Source organism: Nocardia sp. NPDC059236 (genome assembly GCF_042754085.1).
Lineage (GTDB): Bacteria > Actinomycetota > Actinomycetes > Mycobacteriales > Mycobacteriaceae > Nocardia.
This window is the reverse complement of record NZ_JBHZAF010000003.1, coordinates 1-23,584: the sequence shown is the minus strand read 5'-3', so window position 1 is coordinate 23,584 and position 23,584 is coordinate 1. Positions and strand designations below refer to the sequence as shown.

26 protein-coding genes and 1 pseudogene are annotated in these 23,584 nt (G+C 67.3%); 23 read left to right on the top strand and 4 right to left on the bottom strand.

Going from position 1 to position 23,584, the window contains the following annotated elements; all coding sequences use genetic code 11:
- Window positions 1–20 precede the first annotated feature (20 nt).
- The 5 genes from ACFXIV_RS09225 (at window position 21) to ACFXIV_RS09205 (ending at window position 5,050) form a co-directional block, all read left to right on the top strand.
- Window positions 21–1,688, top strand: a complete 1,668-nt coding sequence (locus tag ACFXIV_RS09225) for a CoA transferase (protein WP_379397677.1) — start codon at window positions 21–23, stop codon at window positions 1,686–1,688.
- On the top strand, window positions 1,685–3,331 hold the full coding sequence (locus ACFXIV_RS09220; RefSeq protein ID WP_379397679.1) for an AMP-binding protein: 1,647 nt from the start codon (window positions 1,685–1,687) through the stop codon (window positions 3,329–3,331). Before ACFXIV_RS09225 ends, ACFXIV_RS09220 begins: the two co-directional genes overlap by 4 nt.
- Before the next feature lie 103 nt (window positions 3,332–3,434).
- Window positions 3,435–4,109 carry an MspA family porin gene (locus ACFXIV_RS09215; protein WP_379397680.1) on the top strand — a complete coding sequence of 225 codons (675 nt, stop codon included), beginning with the start codon at window positions 3,435–3,437 and terminating at the stop codon, window positions 4,107–4,109.
- Between the two features lie 66 nt (window positions 4,110–4,175).
- Entirely contained in the window at window positions 4,176–4,853 is a 678-nt protein-coding gene (locus tag ACFXIV_RS09210) for an MspA family porin (RefSeq protein ID WP_379397681.1), read from the top strand.
- A gap of 38 nt (window positions 4,854–4,891) precedes the next feature.
- A complete protein-coding gene (locus ACFXIV_RS09205) occupies window positions 4,892–5,050 on the top strand; it encodes a hypothetical protein (protein ID WP_379397683.1) in 159 nt (52 codons plus the stop codon).
- 75 nt (window positions 5,051–5,125) lie between these two features.
- Here ACFXIV_RS09205 and ACFXIV_RS09200 read toward each other — a convergent pair whose 3' ends face one another.
- On the bottom strand, window positions 5,126–5,782 hold the full coding sequence (locus tag ACFXIV_RS09200; RefSeq protein ID WP_379397685.1) for a YcnI family protein: 657 nt from the start codon (window positions 5,780–5,782) through the stop codon (window positions 5,126–5,128).
- Window positions 5,783–6,194: 412 nt separating this feature from the next.
- Between ACFXIV_RS09200 and ACFXIV_RS09195 the strand changes: the two genes are divergently transcribed.
- The 4 genes from ACFXIV_RS09195 (at window position 6,195) to ACFXIV_RS09180 (ending at window position 8,814) form a co-directional block, all read left to right on the top strand.
- Window positions 6,195–6,614, top strand: a complete 420-nt coding sequence (locus ACFXIV_RS09195; RefSeq protein WP_379421228.1) for a hypothetical protein — start codon at window positions 6,195–6,197, stop codon at window positions 6,612–6,614.
- A 287-nt stretch (window positions 6,615–6,901) separates the two neighbouring features.
- Window positions 6,902–7,333 carry a copper resistance protein CopC gene (locus ACFXIV_RS09190; protein WP_379397688.1) on the top strand — a complete coding sequence of 144 codons (432 nt, stop codon included), beginning with the start codon at window positions 6,902–6,904 and terminating at the stop codon, window positions 7,331–7,333.
- A gap of 66 nt (window positions 7,334–7,399) precedes the next feature.
- Window positions 7,400–8,104 (top strand): hypothetical protein, encoded by a 705-nt coding sequence (locus ACFXIV_RS09185; RefSeq protein WP_379397690.1) that lies wholly within the window; start codon window positions 7,400–7,402, stop codon window positions 8,102–8,104.
- A gap of 77 nt (window positions 8,105–8,181) precedes the next feature.
- Window positions 8,182–8,814, top strand: coding sequence for a YcnI family protein (locus ACFXIV_RS09180; protein ID WP_379397692.1), 633 nt, complete (start codon window positions 8,182–8,184; stop codon window positions 8,812–8,814).
- 91 nt (window positions 8,815–8,905) lie between these two features.
- Here ACFXIV_RS09180 and ACFXIV_RS09175 read toward each other — a convergent pair whose 3' ends face one another.
- The gene (locus tag ACFXIV_RS09175; RefSeq protein WP_379397694.1) at window positions 8,906–9,319 is read right to left on the bottom strand and encodes a hypothetical protein; all 414 of its coding nucleotides are present in this window, start codon (window positions 9,317–9,319) and stop codon (window positions 8,906–8,908) included.
- 276 nt (window positions 9,320–9,595) lie between these two features.
- Entirely contained in the window at window positions 9,596–10,552 is a 957-nt protein-coding gene (locus ACFXIV_RS09170) for a helix-turn-helix transcriptional regulator (protein WP_379397696.1), read from the bottom strand.
- A 389-nt stretch (window positions 10,553–10,941) separates the two neighbouring features.
- Here ACFXIV_RS09170 and ACFXIV_RS09165 point away from each other — a divergent pair, with 389 nt between their 5' ends.
- Window positions 10,942–11,451, top strand: coding sequence for a hypothetical protein (locus ACFXIV_RS09165; RefSeq protein ID WP_379397698.1), 510 nt, complete (start codon window positions 10,942–10,944; stop codon window positions 11,449–11,451).
- A 778-nt stretch (window positions 11,452–12,229) separates the two neighbouring features.
- Window positions 12,230–12,952 (top strand): SDR family oxidoreductase, encoded by a 723-nt coding sequence (locus ACFXIV_RS09160; RefSeq protein WP_379397700.1) that lies wholly within the window; start codon window positions 12,230–12,232, stop codon window positions 12,950–12,952.
- A 609-nt stretch (window positions 12,953–13,561) separates the two neighbouring features.
- On the opposite strand, the gene ACFXIV_RS09155 is transcribed toward ACFXIV_RS09160, so the two are convergent.
- Window positions 13,562–14,158: a TetR/AcrR family transcriptional regulator gene (locus ACFXIV_RS09155; RefSeq protein WP_379397702.1), complete on the bottom strand. Its 597-nt coding sequence runs from the start codon at window positions 14,156–14,158 to the stop codon at window positions 13,562–13,564.
- Here ACFXIV_RS09155 and ACFXIV_RS09150 point away from each other — a divergent pair.
- From ACFXIV_RS09150 to ACFXIV_RS09095, 12 genes and pseudogenes are all read left to right on the top strand, one after another.
- Window positions 14,103–15,407, top strand: a complete 1,305-nt coding sequence (locus ACFXIV_RS09150) for an SMP-30/gluconolactonase/LRE family protein (protein ID WP_379397704.1) — start codon at window positions 14,103–14,105, stop codon at window positions 15,405–15,407. The genes ACFXIV_RS09155 and ACFXIV_RS09150 overlap by 56 nt on opposite strands.
- Before the next feature lie 48 nt (window positions 15,408–15,455).
- Window positions 15,456–15,662, top strand: a complete 207-nt coding sequence (locus ACFXIV_RS09145; protein WP_379397706.1) for a hypothetical protein — start codon at window positions 15,456–15,458, stop codon at window positions 15,660–15,662.
- Window positions 15,663–15,664: 2 nt separating this feature from the next.
- Entirely contained in the window at window positions 15,665–16,471 is an 807-nt protein-coding gene (locus ACFXIV_RS09140) for an SDR family NAD(P)-dependent oxidoreductase (RefSeq protein WP_379397708.1), read from the top strand.
- Between the two features lie 309 nt (window positions 16,472–16,780).
- Window positions 16,781–17,692 (top strand): NAD-dependent epimerase/dehydratase family protein, encoded by a 912-nt coding sequence (locus tag ACFXIV_RS09135; protein WP_379397710.1) that lies wholly within the window; start codon window positions 16,781–16,783, stop codon window positions 17,690–17,692.
- A 133-nt stretch (window positions 17,693–17,825) separates the two neighbouring features.
- Entirely contained in the window at window positions 17,826–18,239 is a 414-nt protein-coding gene (locus tag ACFXIV_RS09130; protein ID WP_379397758.1) for a secondary thiamine-phosphate synthase enzyme YjbQ, read from the top strand.
- Window positions 18,240–18,410: 171 nt separating this feature from the next.
- Window positions 18,411–18,608: pseudogene (locus tag ACFXIV_RS09125) on the top strand (DUF2834 domain-containing protein); the annotation flags it as partial.
- 173 nt (window positions 18,609–18,781) lie between these two features.
- Window positions 18,782–19,192: a hypothetical protein gene (locus tag ACFXIV_RS09120; protein WP_379397712.1), complete on the top strand. Its 411-nt coding sequence runs from the start codon at window positions 18,782–18,784 to the stop codon at window positions 19,190–19,192.
- Between the two features lie 235 nt (window positions 19,193–19,427).
- A complete protein-coding gene (locus ACFXIV_RS09115) occupies window positions 19,428–20,255 on the top strand; it encodes an SDR family NAD(P)-dependent oxidoreductase (protein ID WP_379397714.1) in 828 nt (275 codons plus the stop codon).
- Between the two features lie 169 nt (window positions 20,256–20,424).
- Window positions 20,425–21,612, top strand: a complete 1,188-nt coding sequence (locus ACFXIV_RS09110; protein ID WP_379397716.1) for an NAD(P)/FAD-dependent oxidoreductase — start codon at window positions 20,425–20,427, stop codon at window positions 21,610–21,612.
- Window positions 21,609–22,517, top strand: coding sequence for an RNA polymerase sigma factor SigJ (sigJ, locus tag ACFXIV_RS09105; RefSeq protein ID WP_379397718.1), 909 nt, complete (start codon window positions 21,609–21,611; stop codon window positions 22,515–22,517). The genes ACFXIV_RS09110 and sigJ overlap by 4 nt, the downstream gene beginning before the upstream one ends.
- A gap of 44 nt (window positions 22,518–22,561) precedes the next feature.
- A complete protein-coding gene (locus ACFXIV_RS09100; RefSeq protein WP_379397720.1) occupies window positions 22,562–23,101 on the top strand; it encodes a YceI family protein in 540 nt (179 codons plus the stop codon).
- A 73-nt stretch (window positions 23,102–23,174) separates the two neighbouring features.
- Window positions 23,175–23,495, top strand: coding sequence for an alpha/beta fold hydrolase (locus ACFXIV_RS09095; protein WP_379397722.1), 321 nt, complete (start codon window positions 23,175–23,177; stop codon window positions 23,493–23,495).
- Window positions 23,496–23,584: the final 89 nt, after the last annotated feature.

Sequence of the window (23,584 nt, the reverse complement as noted above, 5' to 3'; positions counted from 1 at the left end):
AATCCGGCGGAAGGCGCGCAATGTCGCACACACACGCAACCATCCCGGCGGTCGCCCCCTTGCTCGCGGGCGCGACCGCGACCGTCAGCGGGTCCGGCGCGGCGGCCGAGGTGCTGCGCATCCATCTCGACCCGCTCGGTGCGGTCGTCACCGTCGGCGATCTGCCCCGCGGCGTGGCGGCGACGGCGCACCTGGCCCTCCCGGATGGCACCCGGCGCGAACTGACCGTGGATTGGGCGGGCCCGGTCACCGAACCGGCGCTCACGAATGAGACTGCCGTGCAGGCGATCTGCGGGGTCATGCACGTGAACGGCCGCCGGGCCGGTCGCCCCCGGGGACTCTCGGTCGACTATTGCGAGACCGCCGCCGGAGCCCTCGCCGGCACCGCGTTGCTGGCCAGCCTGCTGGCCGCGCCCGGCGGCTTCGCCCGGGTCGAGACCAGCGTCGCCGAGGCCGCCCTGCTGTCGATCTCCCAGTACCTGGCCGCGGCCGGCGCCGACGATCCCGAAGCCGTGGACCTGGCCCCGGGCGGCCCGCCGTTCACCAGCGCCGACGGCGTCCGATTCGAAATCGAGTCACTGCAACCTGAGCCGTGGGGTGCGTTCTGGACCGAGCTGGGCGCGGAAGCCAGGGCCTGGCGAAAGGGCTGGCGCCCCTTCCAATTCCGCTACGCCACCGCGACCGCACCGCTCGCCGAGAACCTGCACGACACCACCCGCGTGCACACCTTCGACCAGATCCGGGTGGCCGCCGCGCACGCCGGGGTCCAGGTGTGCCGCCTGTACAGCGCGGCGGAATCCGGTACGCCGTCCCCGCAGTCGCTGCCCGCGCCGTGGACGGTGCTGCCGGTCCCGAATTCGCCGCTCGCCCAGCCGGATCGATGTCATGGCACCCTCGAAACTCCGCTGAGCGGCCTCGTCGTCCTGGAGGCGGGCCGCCGGGTGCAAGCGCCGCTGGCCGCGCACCTGCTGCGCCTGCTCGGAGCCGACGTGACCCGCATCGAACCGCCGGGCGGTGACCCGCTGCGCGAGATGCCGCCGTGCAGCGGCGATCTGTCGTCGCGCTGGCTGGCCCTCAACCGACGCAAGCGGGCGGCCGAATTCGACATCAAATCCACCGCCGACCGGAAGCGTCTGCGGGCTATGGCCGCCGAATCCGATGTCTTCCTGCACAATTGGGCTCCCGGCAAGGCCGAGGTGCTGGAGCTCTCGGCCACCGACATGCCACCCGGCGTGGTTCACGTCTACACCTCCGGCTGGTCCGGTCTCGACCTCGGCGATCTGCCGCCCGGCACCGACTTCATGGTCCAGGCCCGCACCGGACTCGCGGAACTGGTCGGCCCGCCGTGCGCACCGCCCGCGCCCTCGCTGATGACCCTGCTCGATGTGCTCGGCGGCATCCTGGGAGCGGAGGCCACCGTCGCCGGGCTGCTGCTGCGGCAGCGCGATCGCACCGGTGCCGCGGTCGAGAGCAGCCTTTTGAGCGCCTCGAATACGCTGCGCCGCTGCGGTGTCCGCCCGCAGACGGCGGATCGGCAGCCGATTCCCGACGGGGACGGCTGGACGACCGGCACCGTGGCGGTCGCCACCGATCTCGGTGACCTCCTCACCGATGCGCGCTTCGCCGCGGTGATCGGCCGCGACGAATTCGGCTCCCCCGCCCTGAGCACCCCGTGGAGAATCTCGTGAGCGGCACCGAAAGGGCCGTCGCGCACTGGTATTCGGACCTGGTGCCCGCCGAGCTCCGGAATTCCTGGGCGCGAGCCGGGTATTACCCCGGCCGTGACATCTACACGCTCTACGCCGCGCGGTGCGCACAGCATCCGGACAAGCCCGCAGTGATCGACGCCGACGGCACCGTCACCTACGCCGAACTCGATGAACAGGCCCGGCGACTGGCGGCCGGACTGTCCGGGCTCGGCGTGACCGCCGAAGACGTTGTCGCCGTGCAGCTTCCGAATGGCCACCTGGCCTGTGCCGCGGACCTGGCCATCGCCGCGCTGGGGGCGGTCGCGCTACCGTTTCCGGTGGGACGCGGCGGGCGGGAAGCGGCGAGCCTGCTGCGACGCTCCGAAGCCGTCGCCGTCATCGCCCTGGCCGAACACAATGGCTTCCCCTGCGCCGCACGGATCCGCGAAATGGCCGCCGAACTGCCCGCGCTCCGCGCGGTCGTCGCCGTCGGGCGGCACGTCGCGCGCGGCTGCGTGCCCGTGCACGCCCTGCTCGCCACCGACGCGTGCGAATTCCGAGCCCGGACCGTCGATCCCGACGGCCCGGCCCGGATTCTGGTCACCTCCGGTTCGGAGGCCGAACCGAAAATGGTGCTCTACTCGCACAATGCGCTGGCGGGCGGGCGCGGGGCCATGCTGGCCGCGCTGCACGAGGATCCGGCTGCCATGCGCAATATGTTCCTGGTCCCGCTCGCGTCGGCGTTCGGTTCCAGCGGCACATCGGTCACCCTGGCCACCCTGGGGGCGACGCTGGTGTTGCAGCCCAGGTTCGAGCCCGCCGCGACGCTCGCCATGATCGAAAGGGCCGCTCCCACACATCTGCTCGGCGTTCCCACCATGTTGCGGATGCTGCTGGATCATCCGGGCATCGCCACCGCGGACCTGTCGAGCTTGCGGGCGGTGGTGGTCGGCGGCTCCGCCCTCGACACGCCGACCGCCGTGCGTGGTCGCGAGGTGCTGGGCTGCCCGGTGATCAACCTCTACGGATCCGCCGACGGCGTTTCCTGCCACACCGCCCTCGACGATCCGCCCGAACGCGCTACCACCGCTGGCCGTCCCCATCCGGCCGTCGCCGAAATCCGGGTCGTGGACCGGGAATTCAGTACCCTGCCACCGGGATCGGTAGGGGAGATCGTCTCCCGCGGGCCGATGTCGCCCATGTGCTACATCGACGACGCCGAACTGGATCGCACGCTGCGCACCCCCGACGGCTGGACCCGGACCAGCGACCTCGGCGTCCTCGATCCGGAGGGATACCTGACGGTCGTGGGCCGCAGCAAGGACGTCGTCATCCGGGGCGGGCTCAATATCAGCCCGGCCGAGGTGGAATCGCTACTCCTCACTCATCCGGCCATCACCGATGTGGCGTGTGTGGCGGTGCCGGATCCGCTGTACGGAGAACGGTTGTGCGCCTGCGTCGCTGCCACCGCCACGCTCACCCTGCGCGATCTCACCGAGCATCTCGCCGGGCGCGGTCTGGAACCGCGCAAGTTCCCCGAGCGACTGCTCGCATTGCCCGCACTGCCACTGGGCCCGGCGGGGAAGGTCGATCGGCGTGCCCTGCGGCGGTTGGCGGAGTCGCGCGAAAACCCTTCTGCCTGAGATCAATTCGGTGATCCACCTCACGTGACGGCCGGGAACCAGGGGCGGTCGCATCCGACTAACTGTCCGGAAAACGCAAGTCACAGTTGATGAAGGACCATTCGTGAGGGAAATCCAGAATTCCGCCGTGCGTCGCGGCGCCCGTGTCGCGGGCGCCGGGGCAGCGGCGACCGTGGCCATCGGCCTGCTCTCCACCGGCGCGGCCAACGCCGACACCTTCGTGCCCCTGCCGGACGGGCAGAAGGCCGCGCCGGGCGTCACGGTCACCCGCACCGGCGAACACGCCGTGGTCTCACCGTCTCTGGCGGCCAATGGCGCGGGCCGGGTGGTCTGGGTTTCCGGCATCGCGACCGCCGACGTCACCGATACGCCGGACGGCACTGTCGGCCCCAACAACGGTCCGGTGAACCAGGCCGGCTCCAACAACTCCTCCACGCACGGCGCCTCGCAGATCAGCACCGGCTATATCGTCGGCTGCCAGGTGAGCATCGGCGAGGATGCCGTCTCGGCGGGGATCTCGGGCTCGCTCAGCCTCAACGGCGGCAGCCTCGGCGGGTCCATCGGCGTGAATCTCGGCCCAGGCCAGGTGCAATTCGTGCAGATCGACTACAAGGACATCCTGAAGGCGGGCACCTACTCGGTGGAATACCGGGACGCCGAAATCCAGATCCAGGGCTGCGCGGGCTACGCCCAGGCTCGGGCCTACACCGTGGTCGAGATCATCGGCGACCACTACTCCAAGACCACCCTCTACGGGCAGCCGTTCAGCATCGGCTGACGTTGCGGCCGACATCGCCAATTCACTTCTCGCATCAGCGAATTCGATACCCAGAGGGAAATCATCATGCAGTTCCGTAAGACCGCGGCCCGGCTGGCCGGAATCGGTGCGGCCGCCACCGTCGCCCTGTCCCTGTCCGCCGCCGGCGCGGCCCACGCCGACACCTTCGTGCCGCTGCCCGGCGGCCACCTGACCCAGACCCTGTCCGACGGCACCGTCATCGACCTCACGCTGACCGGCGAATCCGCCACCATCAGCCCGTCGATGGGTGCGACACCCGTGCACCGCAATGCCTGGGCGTCCGGCGCCGTCTCGGTGCAGCTGTCCGGAACCACCGCCAAGGGCGGCCGCATCGACCCCGGTTATGTCGTCGGCTGCCAGGTCGCCATCGACGGTGGCGGCGTGAACGGCGGCCCGAGTGTCGGGGCCAGCTGGGACAACCAGGGCAATGTCACCCCGCAGGCGGGTGTCAACGGCGGCGGCAACCTCAGCCTCGGCCCGGGTCAGGCCCAGGCCTTCCACCTGCTGGATCTGGAACAGCCCGACGACTTCGGCCGCGAGACCCACCGCTGGCGCAATGAATTCCACGGTCCGAACGGCAGCGTCAGCTGGTCCGACGAGACCATCGGCCTGTCGGGCTGCGGCGGCTACGCCCAGGCGCGCTCGTTCGTGAACGTCGAAGTGGAAACCGATAACGTCAAGACCTGGGTCACGCTCTGGGGACAGCCCTTCAGCCTCGGGTGATCGAGCGGACTCGGGTGACTGCCAGAGAGGAATCGGCGATGAGTAAACAGTTCGGCGTCATACCCAGGATCGCCGGATTCCTGCTCATGCTCGCGATCGTGTTCGGAACGGCCTGGGCGGTCGGCGCGTGGGCTGCTCCCGGTCACTCCGGGCCGCCGGCTCCGACGACGACGGCACGTCACAGCCACGGTCATTGAGAAAGACGCGCGGCCGACGGGTACCTGCCCGGGTGGGCGGTACCGGTCGGGCGCGGTGCCGGGTCGGGTAACGCCTCAGGACTTGCGGCGGGCGAATCCGAGGCCGAGGGCGCCGAGCAGGCCCAGCGCGCCCAGCACGACGCCGATGCTGCCGAGCCAGCGGGCCGTCGTGTCCTTCTCCGACTGGGACTGCGGCATCGCGGCCTTGATATCACCGTGACCGGCCGTCCCGGACTGCTTCGGAGCCAATTGCAGTACCGGAGCCGGATTCTCGGGCTCGGAGCCGCCCGACGAGGTCTGGTCCCACTTCACGACCTGCCCATCGGCATAGGTCTGGGTGGCGGGCATCGTGATCGAATCGGTGTCGGGCAGGCCATCGGCCAGCATGGCGAAGGCCCCGAACTGTCCGGGGCCGATGCCGCCGCCCGCGTCCGCAGTCCAGGTGACGCCGGTGACCTTGCGATCGGCGTCGCGCGAGACCTCCGCGCGCCAGCCCGGCATCGCCTGGGTGTTCACCTCCGTCAACGCCGGGAATTGCACGGTCAGTGCGGTGGTCGGACTGCCGGTGGCCGACTCGTTCGGCACCCGGAACGTCAATACGGCCGAACCGCCGCGGGCGGCATCGGGCCCGGAGACGCTGACGTGGGCACCCGCGGGTGCGGCCGCGATCACGACCGCCGCGGCCGCAGCGACACCGGTGAACCCGGCTCGATACATCCATGAATTCTTCATCGAAACGGTCACTCCTTCGTCTGAACGGGATCGGAGACAACCTTGTGCTCTCCGTAGCCTATGTCACCGATTCAGAGCGGATATCTATTAACCCGCCGTCCGTGTCGAACCAGTTGGGCCGGCCGCCGAATCTCTTCCGTTCAGAAGCGAATTGGTCTTGTGATCGAGTTGATTTCGAGGCGCGGAAGGGATTTCGGGAATTCCGGGGGAGCGGTTATAGTCTTCGCGAATCCATTCCGCTCTGGCTTGTCTGTGAAGGTTGTCGACGATGGTTGTGCTCGCGTGTGCCGGCGCTCCGTCGCGTGATCGAATACGTGGCAGCCTGGCCGGAATTCTGTGTGGCCTATTGGCGATAGCGGCCCATGGCTTCGAGGGTGCCCTGCCGCATTCGGCGGCACTGACACTGCTTCTGGTGGTCAGCGGTGCCGTCGGTGCCGCGGTCGGATCTCCCGCCGGGCGCGGGCGGGTCCGGCTCGTCGTGGCGCTCGGAGCAGGGCAATTCCTCGCGCACAATGCGCTGATGATGGCGACCGTCGCGGATCATTCCCACGCCACCGTCGAAGGGTCCGGCGTCGCCGGATGGACGATGCTGGCCGCGCATGCCGTGGCAACGGTGCTCGCCGCACTGCTGATCGCCGCGGTGGAGCGTGTCTACGCCGCGGTGTCGCGCGCCGTCTGGTCGCTGCTCGCGCACTTCGAATCGCTTGCGCCGGGTGATGATCGGCTGGTCCGCACACCCGACGCGCACGTCCGGCCGCCCGGTGCGCTGCTGCTCGGCGCCATCTCCCGGCGTGGCCCGCCGACCTCTTCCGCCCTCGCGACCGCGCTCTGATCCGGGTAGGCCCGGGTACGCGTGCGTCCGAGGCTGTCCTGTGCCCGTCGCGGATACGTAGTCCGCGCCGGAAGGATATCGGTGCGCCCATTTTTCGGTCCGGCTCACGGCTGCGTAAATCGCGCGGTGAGAAATTCCCCCGCGGCCGTATGTAATTGACTTCTGTGCACTGATATCGAAATCGCGCGGTGTCGATCGCTTTATCGACCATTGGCAATTCGTGCTGCGCGCACGACGGATTCGTGCTGCCGTCGACCGTTTCGGTCGGCGTGTGGAAGGGAAATGCTTTGTCGAGCAACAAATTCATGTGGCCCGGTCGCGGGCTGCCCCGGCTGCGGCCCGCGTTCACGGTGCTGGCCGCGGCACTGATCGGCGCGACGATGCTGGGCACCGGAGTGGCCGACGCGCACTCGCACATCACGCACGCCGAGCCGGCCGACGGTGCGGTGCTGCAGGCGGGTCCGCCGCAGGTGAGCGTCACCTTCAACGAGAAGGTGGACGATCCGGAATTGGCGGTGAGCGGTCCGGACGGCAACACCTGGTCGGTCGGCGATGTGCACGTCGACGGTCGCACGCTCAGCGTCGATCTGGCCCCGCTGGGCCCGGCCGGGGTGTACACCACCCACTTCACCGTGACCTCCAAGGACGGCCACCGCATCGAGGGGCAGCGCACCTTCACGCTGGCCCAGCCCGGTGACGGCACCGCACCGCAGCAGTAGTAGTTCCCCTCCTCCCCACAGCTTTTCGTCTCGCGGACCGGAGTTCGCGAGGAAGGACCTCCCCTGATGAAGACCCTGAACAAGTTCACCGCCACCGCCGCGCTCGCCGTCGCCGCGCTCGCCATCACCACCGGCACCGCCGCCGCCGACGCCCCCGCGACCCAGGAACGGCCGGGCAGCACGGTCAGCACCGACGTCGCCCCCGGCATCCACTACACCGCCAATGTGGTGGACCACTCCGTGGTGCTGCGCACCGACGCCGGCCGGATCAACGTGCGCGGCACCCAGTTCGAGATCCTCGACGCCGACGGCAAGCTGGCCTTCGGTATGCCGCTGACCTACCAGCTGGACAAGAAGGACTGGCCGATCGCCGCGCAGGTCGACGCGGACGGCAAGACCATCACCCTCACCCCGAGCGCCGACCCCGCGCAGGCCACCCCCGCCGCCGAGGTCGCCCTGAAGCCGATCTTCTCCCAGGACGACTTCAACGACGCCCTCGGCGTGGCTGGCACTCAGATCGGCCTGGCCACCGCGATCGGTGGCATGCTCGGCGCGGCCATCGGGCTCGTCGGTGGCTGCATCGCCGGTGCGATCGTCGGCACCGAGCTGATGCCGCCGGCGTTCCTGGTCGGCGCGCCCGGCGGCTGCATCGCCGGCGCCGGCGTCGGCGCGGGCCTCGGCACCGCCATCGGCACCATCGCCATCGGCGCGCCGGTGACCGTGGTCAGCCTGATCCAGATGTACAACACCCTCACCAACAGCCACAATTGATCCGCGTCCCGGGTGTCCCGCGTCGGCGGGACACCCGGGCACGGCGAATTCGGCTACCTCCGAACGGATTTCCCGCCATGGCCCTCTCCTCCGTTTCCCGGACCGCCATCACGGCCGCGATCAGCGCCGCCGCCCTGCTCACCGGCGCGGGCGTCGCCTCCGCGCACGTCACCGTGTCCGCCCCCGACGCCGTCCAGTCCGGTGATGCGGTCCTCACCTTCCGCGTCCCCAACGAGTCCGGCACCAATAGCCAGACCACCGCACTGACCGTTCAGTTCCCGTCCCTGCTGTCGGTCGATGCCCAGCCGATTCCGGGGTGGAAGTCGGTCATCACCAAGGACGCCGGCGGCAAGGTCACCGCCGTCACCTGGACCGCCGATCCCGGCGCGGGCATCGCACCCGGCCAGTTCCAGCAGTTCCAGGTCCTCGCCGACGACCTGCCCGACCAGGACCACCTCACCTTCCCGGCCACCCAGACCTACTCCGACGGCGAGGTCGTGAAATGGGATCAGGCCGATAACCCGGACGGCACCGAACCCGAACGCCCGGTCCCCACACTGGATCTCGCGCCGAAGGGCTCCGACCACAAGCCGACCACCGCGGCGACCGCCGACCACGACACCACCGCCCGCTGGCTCGGCGGCATCGGAATCGCCCTGGCCGCAGGAGCACTCGGCGCCGCCGCCTTCGCGACCCGCCGCCGCGCCTGAAAACTCGCCCACATGGCACCGGTCGTGCCCGTGTTCATCACCGAACACGGGCACGACCTCAGACAACGGTGAAATTCCCGCCCGAGGTTCGTCAGCCGAGGTGATCGAAGCGGCGCTTCGTTGTGGTGACAGGGGAATTCAGGGTCAGGTCGAGTACGGTGACCGTCACGTCGGTGATGGATCCGGATTGGAATTTGGGCGACTCGCCGAACAGTTGAACGGGATTCACCGTGACGATCGTCTGCTGGGGCTGGCCGATGCAGTTGACCGGGGCGAGGGAACTGCCGTTGACTCCTGAGCCGAGGTAGGGCGTGGCTCGGACCGTCACCGACAGTTCCGCGCCGAGGCCGGAGGTGCACTGGTAGGTAACGCCGATCACGGCATTGCCATTGGTTTCTCGGGCGGTATCGACGGTGAGCGTGGCGGTCGCGTCCGCGGTGCCGGTGGCCAGCACGGTGGTGAGGGCGAACGCGCCGAGTGCGGTGACGAGGGAGCGTGCGTGCACGGTGTTTCCTTGCTGTCCGGACGGCTACCACACGAAGCACCGACGACGCGGCAACCAGCCGATCCGCCGACCCGCATGCCGATTTCAATACCGTTGGCCTGCACTATTTTTCGGATTCCGGCGGTGCCTCGGGAGTGAGGATAGCGGATAGCAAACCAACCGTGACGAACTTTTGAGACATTCACCGGAAATAACTGGTCGCCCGACCGACACCGCGGCCCCGCCGGTCAGCCCCGCCGGCGACACCCGACTTCAGGAATCGACAGCCCGGGGGACTCAGTGCTCGGCGCGCCATTGGTTGGGGGTCTGGCCGTAGCGTTGGCGGAAGCGGCGGGTGAAGTGGGTGGGGTCTCGGAATCCGCTGGCGTGGGCGATGGCGGCGATGGAGCGTTGATGTGCGGCGGGGGCGGAGAGCAGGCGGCGGGCGTGGTCCATGCGGGCGGCGATGAGGCGTTGTTCGAGGCTGATCCCGGCCTCGGCGCACAAGCGGTAGAGGCGTCGCACCGAAATGTGGTGTGCGGCTGCGATGGTCGGCATGTGCAGGTCTGGGTCGGTGGCGCGGCGGCGGGTGAAGTCCAGGATCTGGCGCATCAGCAGGTGGGCGGGGACCGCGGTGCCGTCGCAGGGGCCGTGCTCGGCGGCCGAGATCAGCACTGCGCGAATCAGTTCGATGCACGCATGGCCGAGCTGCTCGGCGGCGGGATCGCCGGTGAGGTCATCGGCACGGTCGAGCATGGAGGCCAGTTGCGTGGTGAGGAGTGAGTGCAGGGGACTGGTGTGCAGGTGTCCGGTCGCGGCGGCGATGGTGTCGCCGGGTAGGTCGAGGCCGTCGGCGTCGAGGAGCATCCCGATCGGGGAATCCTGTCCGGACCAATCGAACCGGAGTGGCCGTGAGTAGTCGAACACCTCGCACGCCCCCGGGCGGGCCACGTATCGGCGGTGCTCGTGTTCGCGGCGACCGGTGCGCAGCGGCAGCACTGACACCGCGAGCGTGGACGTCGGGGAGGCGCGCACGTGCGCGGCGTTGCGGGTGGTCGACATGCCCGGCATATTCGCCCGCATCAGGGTCGCGGGCCCGATCTGCCACGTCTCCATCCGCGCCGACAACGCATCCTGCCCCGGCTCGAGTTCGAGTCTCCGATCCGCCCGAAGTGTTGTTTGCTCGAGCGTCGCTACGAGGGCGGGGAGGCGATCGCTCGGCGGCAGGGTCGCCGTGTCGAACACCATGCTCATCAGTCAGCTCCCACCCCGCTCTGTGCGCAATTCCGCGCCCCGCCACGATTGAGGTGCGCGCCGTCGGGCACCCGTGAGCCGGAAGCTTAAACACGTGAATGGCTAATTGTCGGCACGTACTGAATCCCGGATATTCCTCCCATCGCACCGAAAACCGACAGGCAAACGAGGGATCGTCGGCTCACGGTGCCGTCCCACCGGCTCTCGCTGCCAATTCCGGACGCTCCGCCTGCTCGGCGCATATCGGGCGCTCCGAAGCGGGTCCGGCCACGAATACATGGAGTGGCGTGCCCGTGCTTCCGACCGGGCACGCCACCTTCGGTGAATTCGCGCCGTGCACAGCATGATTCGCCATTCCGACCTTCCTTCCGTGAAAGGACCCCAGCGTCATGTCCGCCCGCGCAGTCCTCGTGATCGTGGCCCACGTCCTGTTCGCCGCCGCGGCCGCGCCCGCCGCCGCCGAACCGCTCCGGTCGGGCGGGTACCGGATCTTCCTCGAGGCCCAGCCCGCCTACACACTGCGGCCCGTCGTCACCGCGGCCGACATCGCCGATGTGCGAACGAGTGCGGACGAGGGAGCGGACACCAACCGGTGGCAGCCGGTCCTGATCGGGTACCGACCCGCCGGGCCGGTGTTCCAGCTCCTCAACTCCTCGACCAGGCTGTGCCTGCAACCCGTTCGGCTGGACTCGCTGACCTACTCCGTCGGCCAGAACGTGTGCGGCGTCGCCGAGACCGGCCTGTGGTACGTGAGCGAGACCAACGGCAACCGTCGCGTCAGTCTCGCCTCCGACCCGAGCCGAACCCTCTACGGCGACACCACCTCCACCACACCCGTCGCACTGCTCGGGACCATCGGCGACGAGCCACGCGCCCGCTGGATCTTCCGCCACCTCTGACCCGACCGCCCGTCGGATGTAGCCCGACCGGCACAACGGTGCGGTGGCGGCCGGGCCGTGCCGCGCGATCCCACCGACGCCCGGCGCGATCCATGGCGCCACAGCCGAAACACTCACTGCGATGGGCATTCCCGGCGCCGACGGGCACAAGTATCCAGGCTGGGGCCACCCACCTGGCGCAAGGGCGAATCCGGGAACGCCGGTCGGCGGCTGTCCACGCCGGACCTTTCGGCTCTGACTGCCACGCCCTGCCGCGCCGGACGGCCGCCGCTGGCATCGGAATGGCGGGGCCGCCCGCGGGCAGCGCGGTGAGCCGGAACCACTGCCACAGAACAGCTTTCATCGTCGCCGAACACCTGGTCGACAATGACCTCGCGGCGTGATGGGAGTTTGCGTTCACCGATAGTCCCGCTGCGGCCGGCCGCTGGTCCCCTGCAGGTGGGTGGTTCGGTGGCGATCGGCCGCAGCGGGTGGGCCGGGGAAGGCGGCTCATTGCGTTCCCGCAGCCCGCTACGAGGCTGCCAATGTCGGTAGCCGTTGCCAACAGCTGTGCCTGCACCACCATCGGCCCACACTGTCACCGGCTCACCGCCGTCACGGTATGAGCGGGGCTGTTTCGTCCACTGGTGGGCGGGTCGTCGATCTGATCGGTGACCCGCGGGTGTTACGGTGCGGCAGAACGTAGTTCGATCTGGATTCGTCGCCGATCCCCGCGATCGACGGGTGTCGGCGTGAGTGGGCGTGATCGGAGGAGCCGGTGCTTGCTGGCAAGGTTTGTGTGATCAACGGTGCCGCCAGCGTGATCGGTCAGGCTGTCGCCGAGAGGTTTTCCCGTGAGGGTGCGGTGGTTGTCGGCGTCGACAAGGTCGAGCATTCGGTCGGCGATAGGTCGATGCGGGCTGACCTTGCCGATGAGGCTCAGGTTGAGGCGATGTACGAGGAGGTCGTACGTGAGCACGGCCGACTCGACGTCATCTACAACAACATGGGACTGATGGATGCCGGTGACCACTCGGCGCTGGACATCAGCCTGGAGACCTGGCGGCGAGTCCAGGATGCCAATCTGACCAGCATCTTTCTGTCCTGCAAACACGGCATCCCGTACCTACGGAACACCGAGCCGGTCGGCGGCTCGGTCATCAACGCCGCATCGTTCCTGTCCGCGCTGGGGTCGGCGACCGCCCCGATGGCCTACACGGCCGCGAAGGCCGCCGTCGTCCAGTTGACCAGGGACCTCGGTGTTCATCTCGCGCGCAGCGGCATCCGCGTGAACGCCGTGCTGTTCGGTCCGATCGAGACACCGGCACAGCGCGCGGTCTTCGACCGCAATCCAGGAGCCCTGGACAAACGCCTGGTGCACTGGCCGATGGGCCGATTCGGCACCCTCGACGAGGCAGCCGGCGCGATAGCCTTTCTGGCAAGCGACGATTCCGGCTTCCTCACCGCCGCCGCACTCCCACTCGACGGCGGCATCACCGAAGCCTTCACCGTCCCGGAATAACAGTCCGCCAGGTCATGCTGTGGCCGTGGGAATTACCGAATACTCGTGCGCCCCGGGTGGTTCGAACAGCATCCACAACCACGCGGACGCGCCGTGAACCGCAGATTGCCACCGACATCGTCGTTGTTCGGGGACGTCGGCGTCGCTGATCGAACGCCTCGGGCCACGCGCTGTTCGGCCGGTGCGCTGAGTTCATGCGGTCGGCCACATCTGCCTCACGGCAGCCGCGTGGTCGGCGGCCTGTCGCAAACCGGTGTGGAACGCGGGTTCGAAGCCGGCCGGGTCGAACAGGTCCGGGCCGATCACGGCAGCGGTCTCGGGGACGATGAACAGTGTTGTGGCGCCGCCCAATTCGCTGTCGGCCGGAGCGTGCGGATACAGGTGTGCGAGCGGTTCAACTCACCTCAGTAACCAAGGCGACCGGGCGCGAATTCACCGTGCGGTGCCCGGCCAGGGCGATGTCGCGAGCGAATTGTGCTGTGGCAAAGCACTTTTCGCTTCCATGTCAGAAAGCGTGCAGTGTGAAGGGCGGCATACCGGTGGCGGGGACCAGTGCGGCGCGGTCCCGGTCGGATTCCCATGCCGGGGAATCGGCCAGCGCCTGGAAGGTCAGGTGGCCGCCACGATGGCACGCCGGAACAGGTCGACCAGCTCGGCTGCGTACGCATCGGGAGAGGTCAAGGCGCCTGTGGCGTAACGGATTCCGGCCGCGTCGATGGCGGCTCTGAGGGTGACCGCCATGACGAGCGGGTCGAAAGCGGTGAACTCGCCCGCAGCCTGGCCCGCGCGAAGTTCCACCTTCAACCGTTCCAGTGTGGAGGCCTGATGCTGCGGGATCTGCAGTGGATCCCCGGCCGTGGTGCGAACGTTGTTGAAGATCTCGATCAAGGCCCGCATGTGTTCGGGCCGGTCTCGGTGATAGTTGAGGTTGGCTGTGATGTAGGCCGACAGCTGTGGCCATCGACCGGGGCCCGCGGCCTCGATTCGCGGGCTCATATACTGCTCGGCCGAGAGGACGATGTGGTCGACTACGGCGAGCATCAGATCGTTCTTGCCGTCGAAGTGGTAGGAAATCAGCCGCGTACTGCTGATTCCCGCGCGCGTCGCGATCTTGGCGAACGACGTCCCGGTGTAACCGAATTCGGCGAGCGTGTCGATCGCCGCCGCAACTATCTGCGCACGTCTTGCCGCATTCGTTACCGACATGAGTAAGAAATTACTCATGTCGGTAATGGTTGACAAGGCGGCCTCGGCTGCTGCTCAGAAATCTCTGCGGCGCAGGCTTTCCCGCGCGGCCCAGATCGCCGCGGACGGTGCGCGCGATAGCAGGGCGGATGTGCGTATGCACATCGCAGACGGGTCGAGCGCCTATTCATCGTGTGATACCGCACCTCCAGAATTGCATGTGCACATTGCAGGAGCTGGAGACACCATGGACAACGTTCTTCATTCGGGTCGCCGGATGGAGCCGGTTCGCTGGTCCGCCCCGACCGCACCACAGCGGGCGAAGCAGCAGCTGAGTTCGCCGCCGATGCCCGCGCTGCGTCGAATCGACCTTCCAGGTGAGGGACCCGAGGATGTCGTTATCGGTGCCGACGGCTTGGTCTACACCGGCACCGCCGACGGTGCGATACTTCGCGTCGACATCACCTCGGGTGTGGTCGATCAGGTGGCCGATACCGGCGGTCGCCCATTGGGATTGCACGCCGGGCCGGACGGTTCGCTGCTCGTCTGTGACGCCTACCGCGGACTGTTGCGCTGGGGCGGGCTCGGGCAAACGCTCGAGGTGCTGGTCGACGCTGTCGACGGTGAGTCGTTGAACTTTGCGAGCAATGTCGTGCAGGACCCCGACGACGGGACGATCTATTTCACCGCATCGTCGCGTCGCTGGACCGAAGCCGAATGGATGGGTGATCTGCTCGAGCATTCGGGCACCGGCAGGTTGCTGCGCCGGACCCCGGACGGCAGGGTAGACGTTCTGCTCGACGGTTTGCAGTTCGCGAACGGTGTGGCTTTCACACCCGATCGAGAATCGCTGATCGTGGCGGAAACGGCCGCATACCGCCTCAATCGCTACTGGCTGCGCGGCCCGCGGGCGGGCGCCAGGGAAACCCTGGCCGACAACCTGCCCGGTTTTCCGGACAACATCGCGCTGGGCAGCGACGGACTTATCTGGGTCACGCTCGCCTCACCCCGCAACCCGTTGCTCGACGCGCTGCTCCCGTACCCGGGGGTATTGCGAAAGCTGTTGTGGCAGTTACCGGATCGCTGGAAACCGGCTCCGGTGCGCACCACCTGGGTGATCGCCGTCGATCTCGCCGGATCGCTCATCCATGACCTGCAGCGCGACGGGGCCGACTACGCCATGGTCACCGGCGTGGCAGAACAGCAGGGCACTTTGATTCTTGGCAGCCTGCACGAATCGGCGCTCGCGGTCACCCACGTTCCGTCCTGACGGGGCGCAATCACCTTGTCGCCGTGTCTATTACCGAAAGCAGGAGATATGGACTTCGCACCCGGCCCCCGCGCGGCCGACCTCATCGAGCGCGACAAGCATCAGCACCACACCACGGTGCTGGTTCCCGATGATTCCCCGCTGGACGCCGCGTGGTCCACCGCACGCGCCGTCCGGCTCACCGACGGGCCCGACGAGGTCCATCTCGATGTGGCCGGCCGCCTCGAGTCGGCCGAGTACTCCGGGGAACGGTGAGCATGGCGCGGATTCTGATCACCGGCGGCGCGTCGGGTCTCGGAGCGGCGCTGGCCCGGCGGTTCGCCGCTCGTGGCGACCAAGTGCTGGTCACCGATCTGGCGGAGCGTGGCCCGGTCCCGGACGGCGCCACCTATCTGCGACTCGACGTCACCTCGGAGGACGACTGGCTGCGCGCGCGAAAGACCGTGCAGGACAGCATGGGTGGCCTCGACGTGCTCGTCAACAACGCCGGGGTGGCCACAGGCGGGCGCATCGAATTCGTGCCGCAGGAGGAATGGGCTCGGGTCATGAACATCAATGTCCTGGGCGTCGTCCGTGGCTGCCGGACCTTCGCGCCGATGTTCAAGGCCGCGGGCACGGGACACTTGGTCAATATCGCGTCGCTGGCGGGGCTCGTGCATCCGCCCGCCATGGCCTCCTATACCGCAGGGAAAGCGGCGGTCGTCGCTCTCAGCGAGAGCCTGCGATACGAGCTCACTCCGCACGGAATCGATGTCTCCGTCGTCTGCCCCTCGTTCTTCCGCACCAACCTCGCATCGTCGCTGCCCGACAGTGATCCGCTCGTGGCCGCGGTCGCCCGGAAGCTGATCGACAACGCCGGTCCGGACGCAGACCGCATCGCTGCCGCGGCAATCGCCGGAATCGATGCCCGCCGATTCATCATCCTGACCGATCGGGCCGGGCGGCAGGCGTTTTGGACGAAGCGGCTGCTGCGCCCGCTCTACGACCGGCAGTTGGCCACCATGGGACGCCGCACCGCGGCCGCCGCCGAAGGCTCTCAGGAAGGGAACCGGACCACTCGATGAGCAAGGGAACGATCGTCATTACCGCCGCCGTGCCCGCTGCCTTCGGCCGAGCCACCACTTCGATGTCGAGGTGTTCGAGCCCGACACCTGCCAGGTCCTGATGGCCGCGCTACTCATACGGATGATCGCACCCGGCCGGCCGGGGAGTTGGTCCGGAAGACTGCGGAACGAGATGGTTGGAATCCGGTGACGCCGACCAGCATACGGCGAACGCTGAATCGCGAGCCTCTGGCCGCGGCGGCAGCGGCCTGCATCGCGCTCACCTGGAAGCATCGCGACCTGCGGCTTCCGTGATGACATGATGGCCGTGTGCGCGTACTTGTCACCGGAGCGAACGGTTACCTCGGGCGTGCTGTCGTCGAAGCCCTTCACTCTGCCGGGCATGAGCCTGTCGCCATGGTTCGCGCTCAGGGGCGGGCGATTCCGGGCGCAGCCGATGTTCGAGTGGCTGACTTGCTCGACGGCAAGGCGGTCCGCAATGCGGTAGACGGCGTAGACGCGATCTGTCACCTCGCCGGGTTGACGCGAGCACGCGAATCGGTCGACGCACCATTGCGCTATTTCCGCGCGAATACCGCCGGAACGCTCTCGGTGCTCGAAGCCATGGTCGACGCGGGTGTCCACGGGATCGTTTTTGCTTCGACCGGGGCCATCTATGGCACGCCGGATGTGCAGCCGATGACCGAGGACCTCGGTGATGCGCCGCCTCATCCATACGCAGGCAGCAAGCTTGCGGCTGAGCTGGCTATCGAGGCCGTCGCCGGTAGCGGGGAGCTGGCGGCGGTAATTGTTCGACTGTCGAATATCGCCGGCGGTGCGGATGGGGATTCGAGTCGGCTGATACCGCGTGCGTTGACTGCTGCATCCGAGCATTCGGCGTTGACCGTCAACGGTGATGGCACCGCCGTCCGTGACTACCTGCACGTCATGGATGCGGCCCGCGCCTTCGTGGCATGTATCGAGCACCTCCCGCCCATTGGCACCGCTACCCGCTACAACATCGGCAGTGGACGGGGTACGAGCGTGCTCGACGTGGTGGCCGCGGTGGAACGGGTAACCGGCCGACCTGTTGCGCGCCAGCATCGTTCGGCGGCAGCGGAACCTGCGGTGTTGATCAATGACCCGACCAAGGCGATGGCTGAAATCGGCTGGAAGCCAACGCATTCTGATATCGATGACATCGTTCGTGATGAATCTTGGGCGCTTCTGGAAGAATCCTGAAAATCCGCTGGTGAGTGGAAAAAGCCCGGCTGTGACGACGACCTTCAGTCGATTCGGGTGGAGAGTGCTATGTCTTCACCCGGAGTCGGGACGCCAATCTCATGAGACGGTACAGCTGGAGGACGATGATGCCATGGAGAGCAGACTGATCGAGGTCGAGACGGGCCGTCGCGAGGTTGTCCACGACCTCACATCGCAGTGTGCAGCTTTTCTGCGTGAGACGGCGACGGAATCCGACGGGTTACTTCACGTATTCGTGCCGCACGCGACCGCGGGCATCGCACTGATCGAACTCGGCGCAGGCAGTGACGATGACTTGCTCGCCGCTCTGCAGGACCTGCTGCCCGCCGACAATCGCTGGCGGCACGCACACGGCTCACGCGGACATGGACGCTCGCATGTCATGCCCGCGCTGATTGCGCCCTATGCCAGCATTCCGGTGTTGCGCGGCGAAATGGCGCTGGGGACTTGGCAATCGGTCGCTATCGTGGATCTCAATGTCGACAACCCGGTGCGCCACGTGCGATTGTCCTTCCTGGCCGGCTGAAACGAAGCACCATTCGGCCGTAAGGCCACGCATGGAGCTGTCGCGGGCGCTCAGCGTGGTGCTACTTCTGAGCCGACAGGCTGCTCAGGAGACCACCGATCACCGGAATCTAGTTCGCGCTGTCCGTTCGATGCGCACGCCGATACCGACGAGCTCTCAGCCGCCGACTCTGCGGGCCAGGACTACACCATCCTCAACGTCCTGATCCTGCCCCTCATGTCGATCACCGGCGGAATCCGAAAGGGCCTGCCCAAACCCTGGCTCTTCTTCATCAACAGCCTGTTCACCAGCGCCGCTTTCGGATTCGTCCTCTATCTCATCACCGCCGACCGCCACCGCCGAGTGTCGGCGGCCACCGCGCGGGCGTAGGCGAGAGATCGACTATCGCCGCCCGTACTGGATTGCTGCATCGGTGAATCGCGACGCCATTGATCGGCGAATCCGGGCGGGACACGGCGATGTTCCGCACCATCCGGCGAACACCGAGCTAAATTGCGCTGACGCCACTCGCCCGAGTGCTCTCGACGATCGAGGAGGACCCTATGCGCGTGCTCGGCATTGCCGCGGTGGTGGCCACAGCGGCCCTGATGGCCGGATGCTCGTCGAACAGCAACAGCAATTCCGCTCCGTCGAGCGTCACCCCCACATCGGCGAATCCTGCCGAGGTGAAGGACTGCCACTCGCAACCACAGACCCGCCCGTCGGCCATCATCATCACCTGCGCCGACGGCAATCATTCCGTCTCCGATATCACCTGGAGCAGCTGGACCGACAGCTCCGCCCGCGGCACCGGTACCGAACACCGCAACACTTGCACACCGAGTTGCGCTGAAGGACAAAAAGAGTCGATGCCGGTGACAGTCGAGCTGACGACCCCGGTCAATGGCATCTTCACCCAGATGACCCTCGACTCCGGCAACGGCAAACCCGAGACCGAACCGCTTCCCCGGTAAAAGCATGTGGCGCAGCGTATCGCGAGTGACTGACATCTATTTCAGATGTGACAGCGCACGAATCAAGGCATGCGAAACGGAGGTGTAGGCGCGGCGGTGTCCCGGGTCACATCGCTGTTCTGTTACAGGGACGGGGCCGTCGGTGTCTTGTGTTCGTTCGGTGCGCAGCACGGAACATCAGCGGTGCGAACGCCCGCACCGCCGTGATTGCTCCTGCAGAAGAACGGAAATCAACATGAGCAAGGTCTGGTTTGTTACCGGCTCCTCCCGCGGCCTGGGCCGCAACTTCGTCGAGGCCGCCCTGTCCCGCGGTGACAAGGTCGCCGCGACCGCCCGGAACGCCGAACACCTTGCCGGACTGGCCGCCACCTACGGCGACGCGGTGCTTCCGCTACAGCTGGACGTGACCGATAGGTCGGCGGTGTTCGCGACTGTAGAGCGCGCCGGAGAACACTTCGGTCGTCTCGACGTCATCGTGAACAATGCGGGTTACGGCGTACTAGGTGCTGTGGAGGAGCTGAGCGAGCAACAGTTGCGAGATCAGTTGGAGACCAACCTGTTCGGTGCGGTTTGGGTTGTTCAGGCGGTGCTGCCGCAGCTGCGCGAGCAGGGTGGCGGGCACATTGTTCAGATCTCCTCGGTCGGCGGCGTGGCCGCGTGGCCGCTCGGTGGCGCCTACCATGCGTCGAAATGGGCGCTGGAAGGTCTGAGCGAGTCTCTCGCGCAGGAGGTTGCGGGCTTCGGCATCAAAGTGACCGTGGTGGAACCGAGCTCGTACGCGACCGAGGGGGCCGCCGGCGCCGTCCACGCCGAGATCGACCCACGGTATGCCGATCTCCGTGCGGCTTTCGCCACCTACGCGCAGACGCTCGATCAGGGTGACCCGGCCGCTGCGGGGCGGGCGCTGCTCGAGATCGTCGACAGCGACAACCCACCGCTGCGGGTGTTCTTCGGGGCGCAGGGCAACGAGATCGTTCCGCAGGTCTACGCCGACCGGCTGGCGACCTGGGCCGATTGGCACAAGATCGCGATCGAGGCGCAAGGCCACACCCCCGCAGCCTGATTCGTCGACATGCCCACGGAAAGGCAACGCCCCCACCCGAATCGAGAGCGCTTCTCGAGTTGGGTGGGGGCTTTCGCCATTCGTGACCATCGTGGATCACGGCCCTACCTGGTCTGGTGACCTGCATCACGTGTTGTTATGTCGAGGTGGCGGGCGGTGTCCCGAGGACATGAGTGAGCACAACAGCAGCTGTACGAAGGTCGTGGTGATCGGTGGCGGCTACGCCGGAACCGTGGCGGCCAACCGTCTGCGGCAGCGCGACGACGTCGAGATCACCGTGGTCAACTCTCGTCCGCGGTTCGTCGAGCGCCTGCGGTTGCATCAGTTCGTGGCCGGAACCGGTGAGGTCGCGATCGACTACGACACGCTGCTCGGTGCGGGCGTGCGGTTGGTGGTCGACGACGCCATTCGAATCGATACGGCCGCATGGACCGTGGAGTTGGCATCCGGCCGCGCGTTGGACTACGACTACGTCGTCTACGCGGTCGGCAGTACTGCGGCGGTGCCCGCCTCTGTACCCGGAGCAGTCGAATTCGCCTACCCCATAGCGGAATTGGAGCACGCGGAGCGGCTGCGCGCCGTCATCGAGGGGACGTCGGCGGCGGCGATCACCGTCGTCGGTGCGGGGCTGACCGGGGTCGAGACGGCGGCCGAGCTGGCCGAACAGGGCCATCGGGTCACGCTGGTCTGCGGCGATAGATTGGCCCCGACGTTCTCCGAGCGAGGGCGGCGGTTGGTGGCCAGATGGATGGCCAGGAATGGGGTCGAGGTGCTCGAGCGGATGCGGGTGGCCCAGGTCCTGCCGGATGGTGTCGTATTGGCCGACGGCAGGGTGGTACCCGGTACAGCCACCATTTGGACCGCTGGATTCGGTGTTCCGGGCCTGGCCGCACGCAGCGGCCTGCACACCGACGCGCTCGGTCGGCTCCTCACCGACGAGACGCTGACCAGCGTCGACGACGACCGGATCGTTGCGGCCGGTGACGCCGCCGCTCCATCCGGCGTGCCACTGCGGATGAGCTGCCAGGCCGCCGGGCCGCTCGGCGCTACGGCCGCGGACACCATACTGGCCGGCATCAGCGGTGCTCGGCCCGCAGTGCTGGACCTGGCGTTCCTGGGTTCCAATGTCAGCCTCGGCCGCCGGGCCGGCATCGTGCAGTTCGCCCGCAAGGACGACACCGCTGTGAACGCGTACCTCGGCGGCCGTATCGGCGCGCCGATCAAGGAGACGGCCACCAAATGGACGGTGTCGGGAATCCGATGGGAAGCGCGCAAGCCCGGCGTGTTGTTCTGGGCCAAGGGCGGCAGGCGGCTCGAACATTCGGTGAGCGGTGGCGAAGTGGTGACGAACCCGTGAGCAGCACCGACGAGCATGCCGAGCGATTCACCCTGTTACGGCCGCTGCTGTTCACGATCGCCTACGAAATCCTCGGCTCGGTAACAGAATCCGATGATGTTCTGCAGGATAGCTATCTGCGATGGGCGCGGGTGGATCTCGCGACGGTGCGGGACACCAAATCGTTTCTGGCGCAATTGGTGACCCGGCAGGCGCTGAACACGCGGCGGGCCGGCATCCGGCGTCGCGAGGACTATATCGGCCCATGGCTGCCCGAGCCGTTGCTGGTGACCGAACAGGACGCCGCGACCGATGTCGTGCTGGCCGAATCGGTGTCCATGGGGATGCTGGTGTTGCTGGAAACGCTGAGCCCTGACGAACGAGCGGTGTTCGTCCTGCACGAGGTGTTCGGCTTCGACTACGACGACATCGCCGCGGCGGTAGGCAAATCCGTCGCCGCGGTGCGGCAGATGTCCTACCGGGCCCGCCGGTATGTGCAGGCGCGGCGCAACCGGTTCGGGCCCGTCGACGCCGCGCGTACCGCCGAGCTCACCGAACTGTTCATGACGGCGGCGACGACCGGTGACATGGAGGGTCTGCTGTCGATGCTCGCACCGGATGTCACCTGGACCACCGACAGCGGCGGCAAGGCCACTGCGGTTAGTCAGATGATGACGGGTGCACCGCAAGTGGCCACGACTCTCATGGCGCTGTTCGGCTCGATGCTGCGCAGACCCGACATCCGGATCGAGCCGGTGAACTGCAACAGCGAGCCCGCGGTGGCCATCTACACCGGCGACCGCCTCGAAGCGGTCCTCTTCCTCGAGCTGGCCGGCGACAGGATCGTCAACGGTTACGGTATCCGCAACCCGGACAAGCTCGCCGCCTTCTCAATCGCGCGCACGATCGCCCGCCGCCCACTGTAGGCGAGCCGTCGCAGCAAACCATTTGTCCTCAGGAGTGAAAGACCATGTCAACCAACAAACTCAGCGAGCTGACCGGTGACTATGTCCTCGATCCAGCCCACACCCGGATCGGCTTCATCGCCCGGCACACAATGGCCACCAGGGTGCGTGGGAACTTCCGAACCTTTGACGGCAACGCGCACCTCGACTTCGACGCACCACCGAGGTCGAGCGGTCGGCTCACGATCCAGGCGAAAAGCATCGACACCGGCAATCGGCAGCGCGACGATCTGCTGGGTAAGAAATTCCTCGGTGTCGACGACCACCCGGCGATCACTTTCGTCCTGACCCGGGTGGATCAGTCCGGCGAGGCGAATGTCGAGGTCACCGGTGACTTGACCATGCGTGGCATCACCCGGCCGATCACCATGGAATTCGAGCTGACCGGCGCGGAGACCGACCCGCGCGGCGCCCTCCGGATCGATTTCACCGGCAGCGTCACGATCAACCGCAAGGACTGGGGAGTGCACTGGAAGGCGGCCGCAGGCATGGTCGGCCCGAAGGTGGTGCTGCAGTTCGATGTTGCAGTAATCCGGAAGTCTTGAGCGGAAAGAGAATCGAGTGGATATCGACTCGAACACGGACCGTCGACGCCGGTGGTTGCGCACGCTGTCAACGATGATCGCCCTGTTGCACCTCAGCGTGGTGACGCCAGCGGCGGTATCGAGTGCGGACAGCCATGCGGATTTGCCGGCTCTCGACGGCGGCCGGTTCGTCGAGACCGCGGTGGCCCGCTTTCATTTCCTGGAGGCGGGTCAGGGGCCGCCCATCGTTCTGCTGCCGGGTGGCACGCTGTGGTCGTACACCTATCGCGACATCATTGGCGCACTGGCCGCCAATCACACTGTCTATGCGGTCGACCTGCCTGGTTCGGGGTTCACCACGCTGCACGACGCGGATTTCGGATATGACGTGCGGGCCATGACAGAGGCTCTGTGACTGGAGCCCGCTGAGCAGGTCCAGCGGTTGTGGGAGTTCTGATGCACCAGAATGGGTGCAGGAGGACGAGATCACGACATGGCGCGACG

What these genes read in the sequence shown, in the direction of transcription:
- ACFXIV_RS09225 (WP_379397677.1), top strand. Translation starts at nt 21, where the DNA reads ATGTCGCACACACACGCAACCATCCCGGCGGTCGCCCCCTTGCTCGCG.
- ACFXIV_RS09210 (WP_379397681.1), top strand. Translation starts at nt 4,176, where the DNA reads ATGCAGTTCCGTAAGACCGCGGCCCGGCTGGCCGGAATCGGTGCGGCC.
- ACFXIV_RS09205 (WP_379397683.1), top strand. Translation starts at nt 4,892, where the DNA reads ATGAGTAAACAGTTCGGCGTCATACCCAGGATCGCCGGATTCCTGCTC.
- ACFXIV_RS09200 (WP_379397685.1), bottom strand. Translation starts at nt 5,782, where the DNA reads ATGAAGAATTCATGGATGTATCGAGCCGGGTTCACCGGTGTCGCTGCG.
- ACFXIV_RS09185 (WP_379397690.1), top strand. Translation starts at nt 7,400, where the DNA reads ATGAAGACCCTGAACAAGTTCACCGCCACCGCCGCGCTCGCCGTCGCC.
- ACFXIV_RS09180 (WP_379397692.1), top strand. Translation starts at nt 8,182, where the DNA reads ATGGCCCTCTCCTCCGTTTCCCGGACCGCCATCACGGCCGCGATCAGC.
- ACFXIV_RS09170 (WP_379397696.1), bottom strand. Translation starts at nt 10,552, where the DNA reads ATGAGCATGGTGTTCGACACGGCGACCCTGCCGCCGAGCGATCGCCTC.
- ACFXIV_RS09165 (WP_379397698.1), top strand. Translation starts at nt 10,942, where the DNA reads ATGTCCGCCCGCGCAGTCCTCGTGATCGTGGCCCACGTCCTGTTCGCC.
- ACFXIV_RS09155 (WP_379397702.1), bottom strand. Translation starts at nt 14,158, where the DNA reads ATGTCGGTAACGAATGCGGCAAGACGTGCGCAGATAGTTGCGGCGGCG.
- ACFXIV_RS09145 (WP_379397706.1), top strand. Translation starts at nt 15,456, where the DNA reads ATGGACTTCGCACCCGGCCCCCGCGCGGCCGACCTCATCGAGCGCGAC.
- ACFXIV_RS09140 (WP_379397708.1), top strand. Translation starts at nt 15,665, where the DNA reads ATGGCGCGGATTCTGATCACCGGCGGCGCGTCGGGTCTCGGAGCGGCG.
- ACFXIV_RS09130 (WP_379397758.1), top strand. Translation starts at nt 17,826, where the DNA reads ATGGAGAGCAGACTGATCGAGGTCGAGACGGGCCGTCGCGAGGTTGTC.
- ACFXIV_RS09120 (WP_379397712.1), top strand. Translation starts at nt 18,782, where the DNA reads ATGCGCGTGCTCGGCATTGCCGCGGTGGTGGCCACAGCGGCCCTGATG.
- ACFXIV_RS09115 (WP_379397714.1), top strand. Translation starts at nt 19,428, where the DNA reads ATGAGCAAGGTCTGGTTTGTTACCGGCTCCTCCCGCGGCCTGGGCCGC.
- ACFXIV_RS09110 (WP_379397716.1), top strand. Translation starts at nt 20,425, where the DNA reads ATGAGTGAGCACAACAGCAGCTGTACGAAGGTCGTGGTGATCGGTGGC.
- ACFXIV_RS09100 (WP_379397720.1), top strand. Translation starts at nt 22,562, where the DNA reads ATGTCAACCAACAAACTCAGCGAGCTGACCGGTGACTATGTCCTCGAT.
- ACFXIV_RS09095 (WP_379397722.1), top strand. Translation starts at nt 23,175, where the DNA reads ATGATCGCCCTGTTGCACCTCAGCGTGGTGACGCCAGCGGCGGTATCG.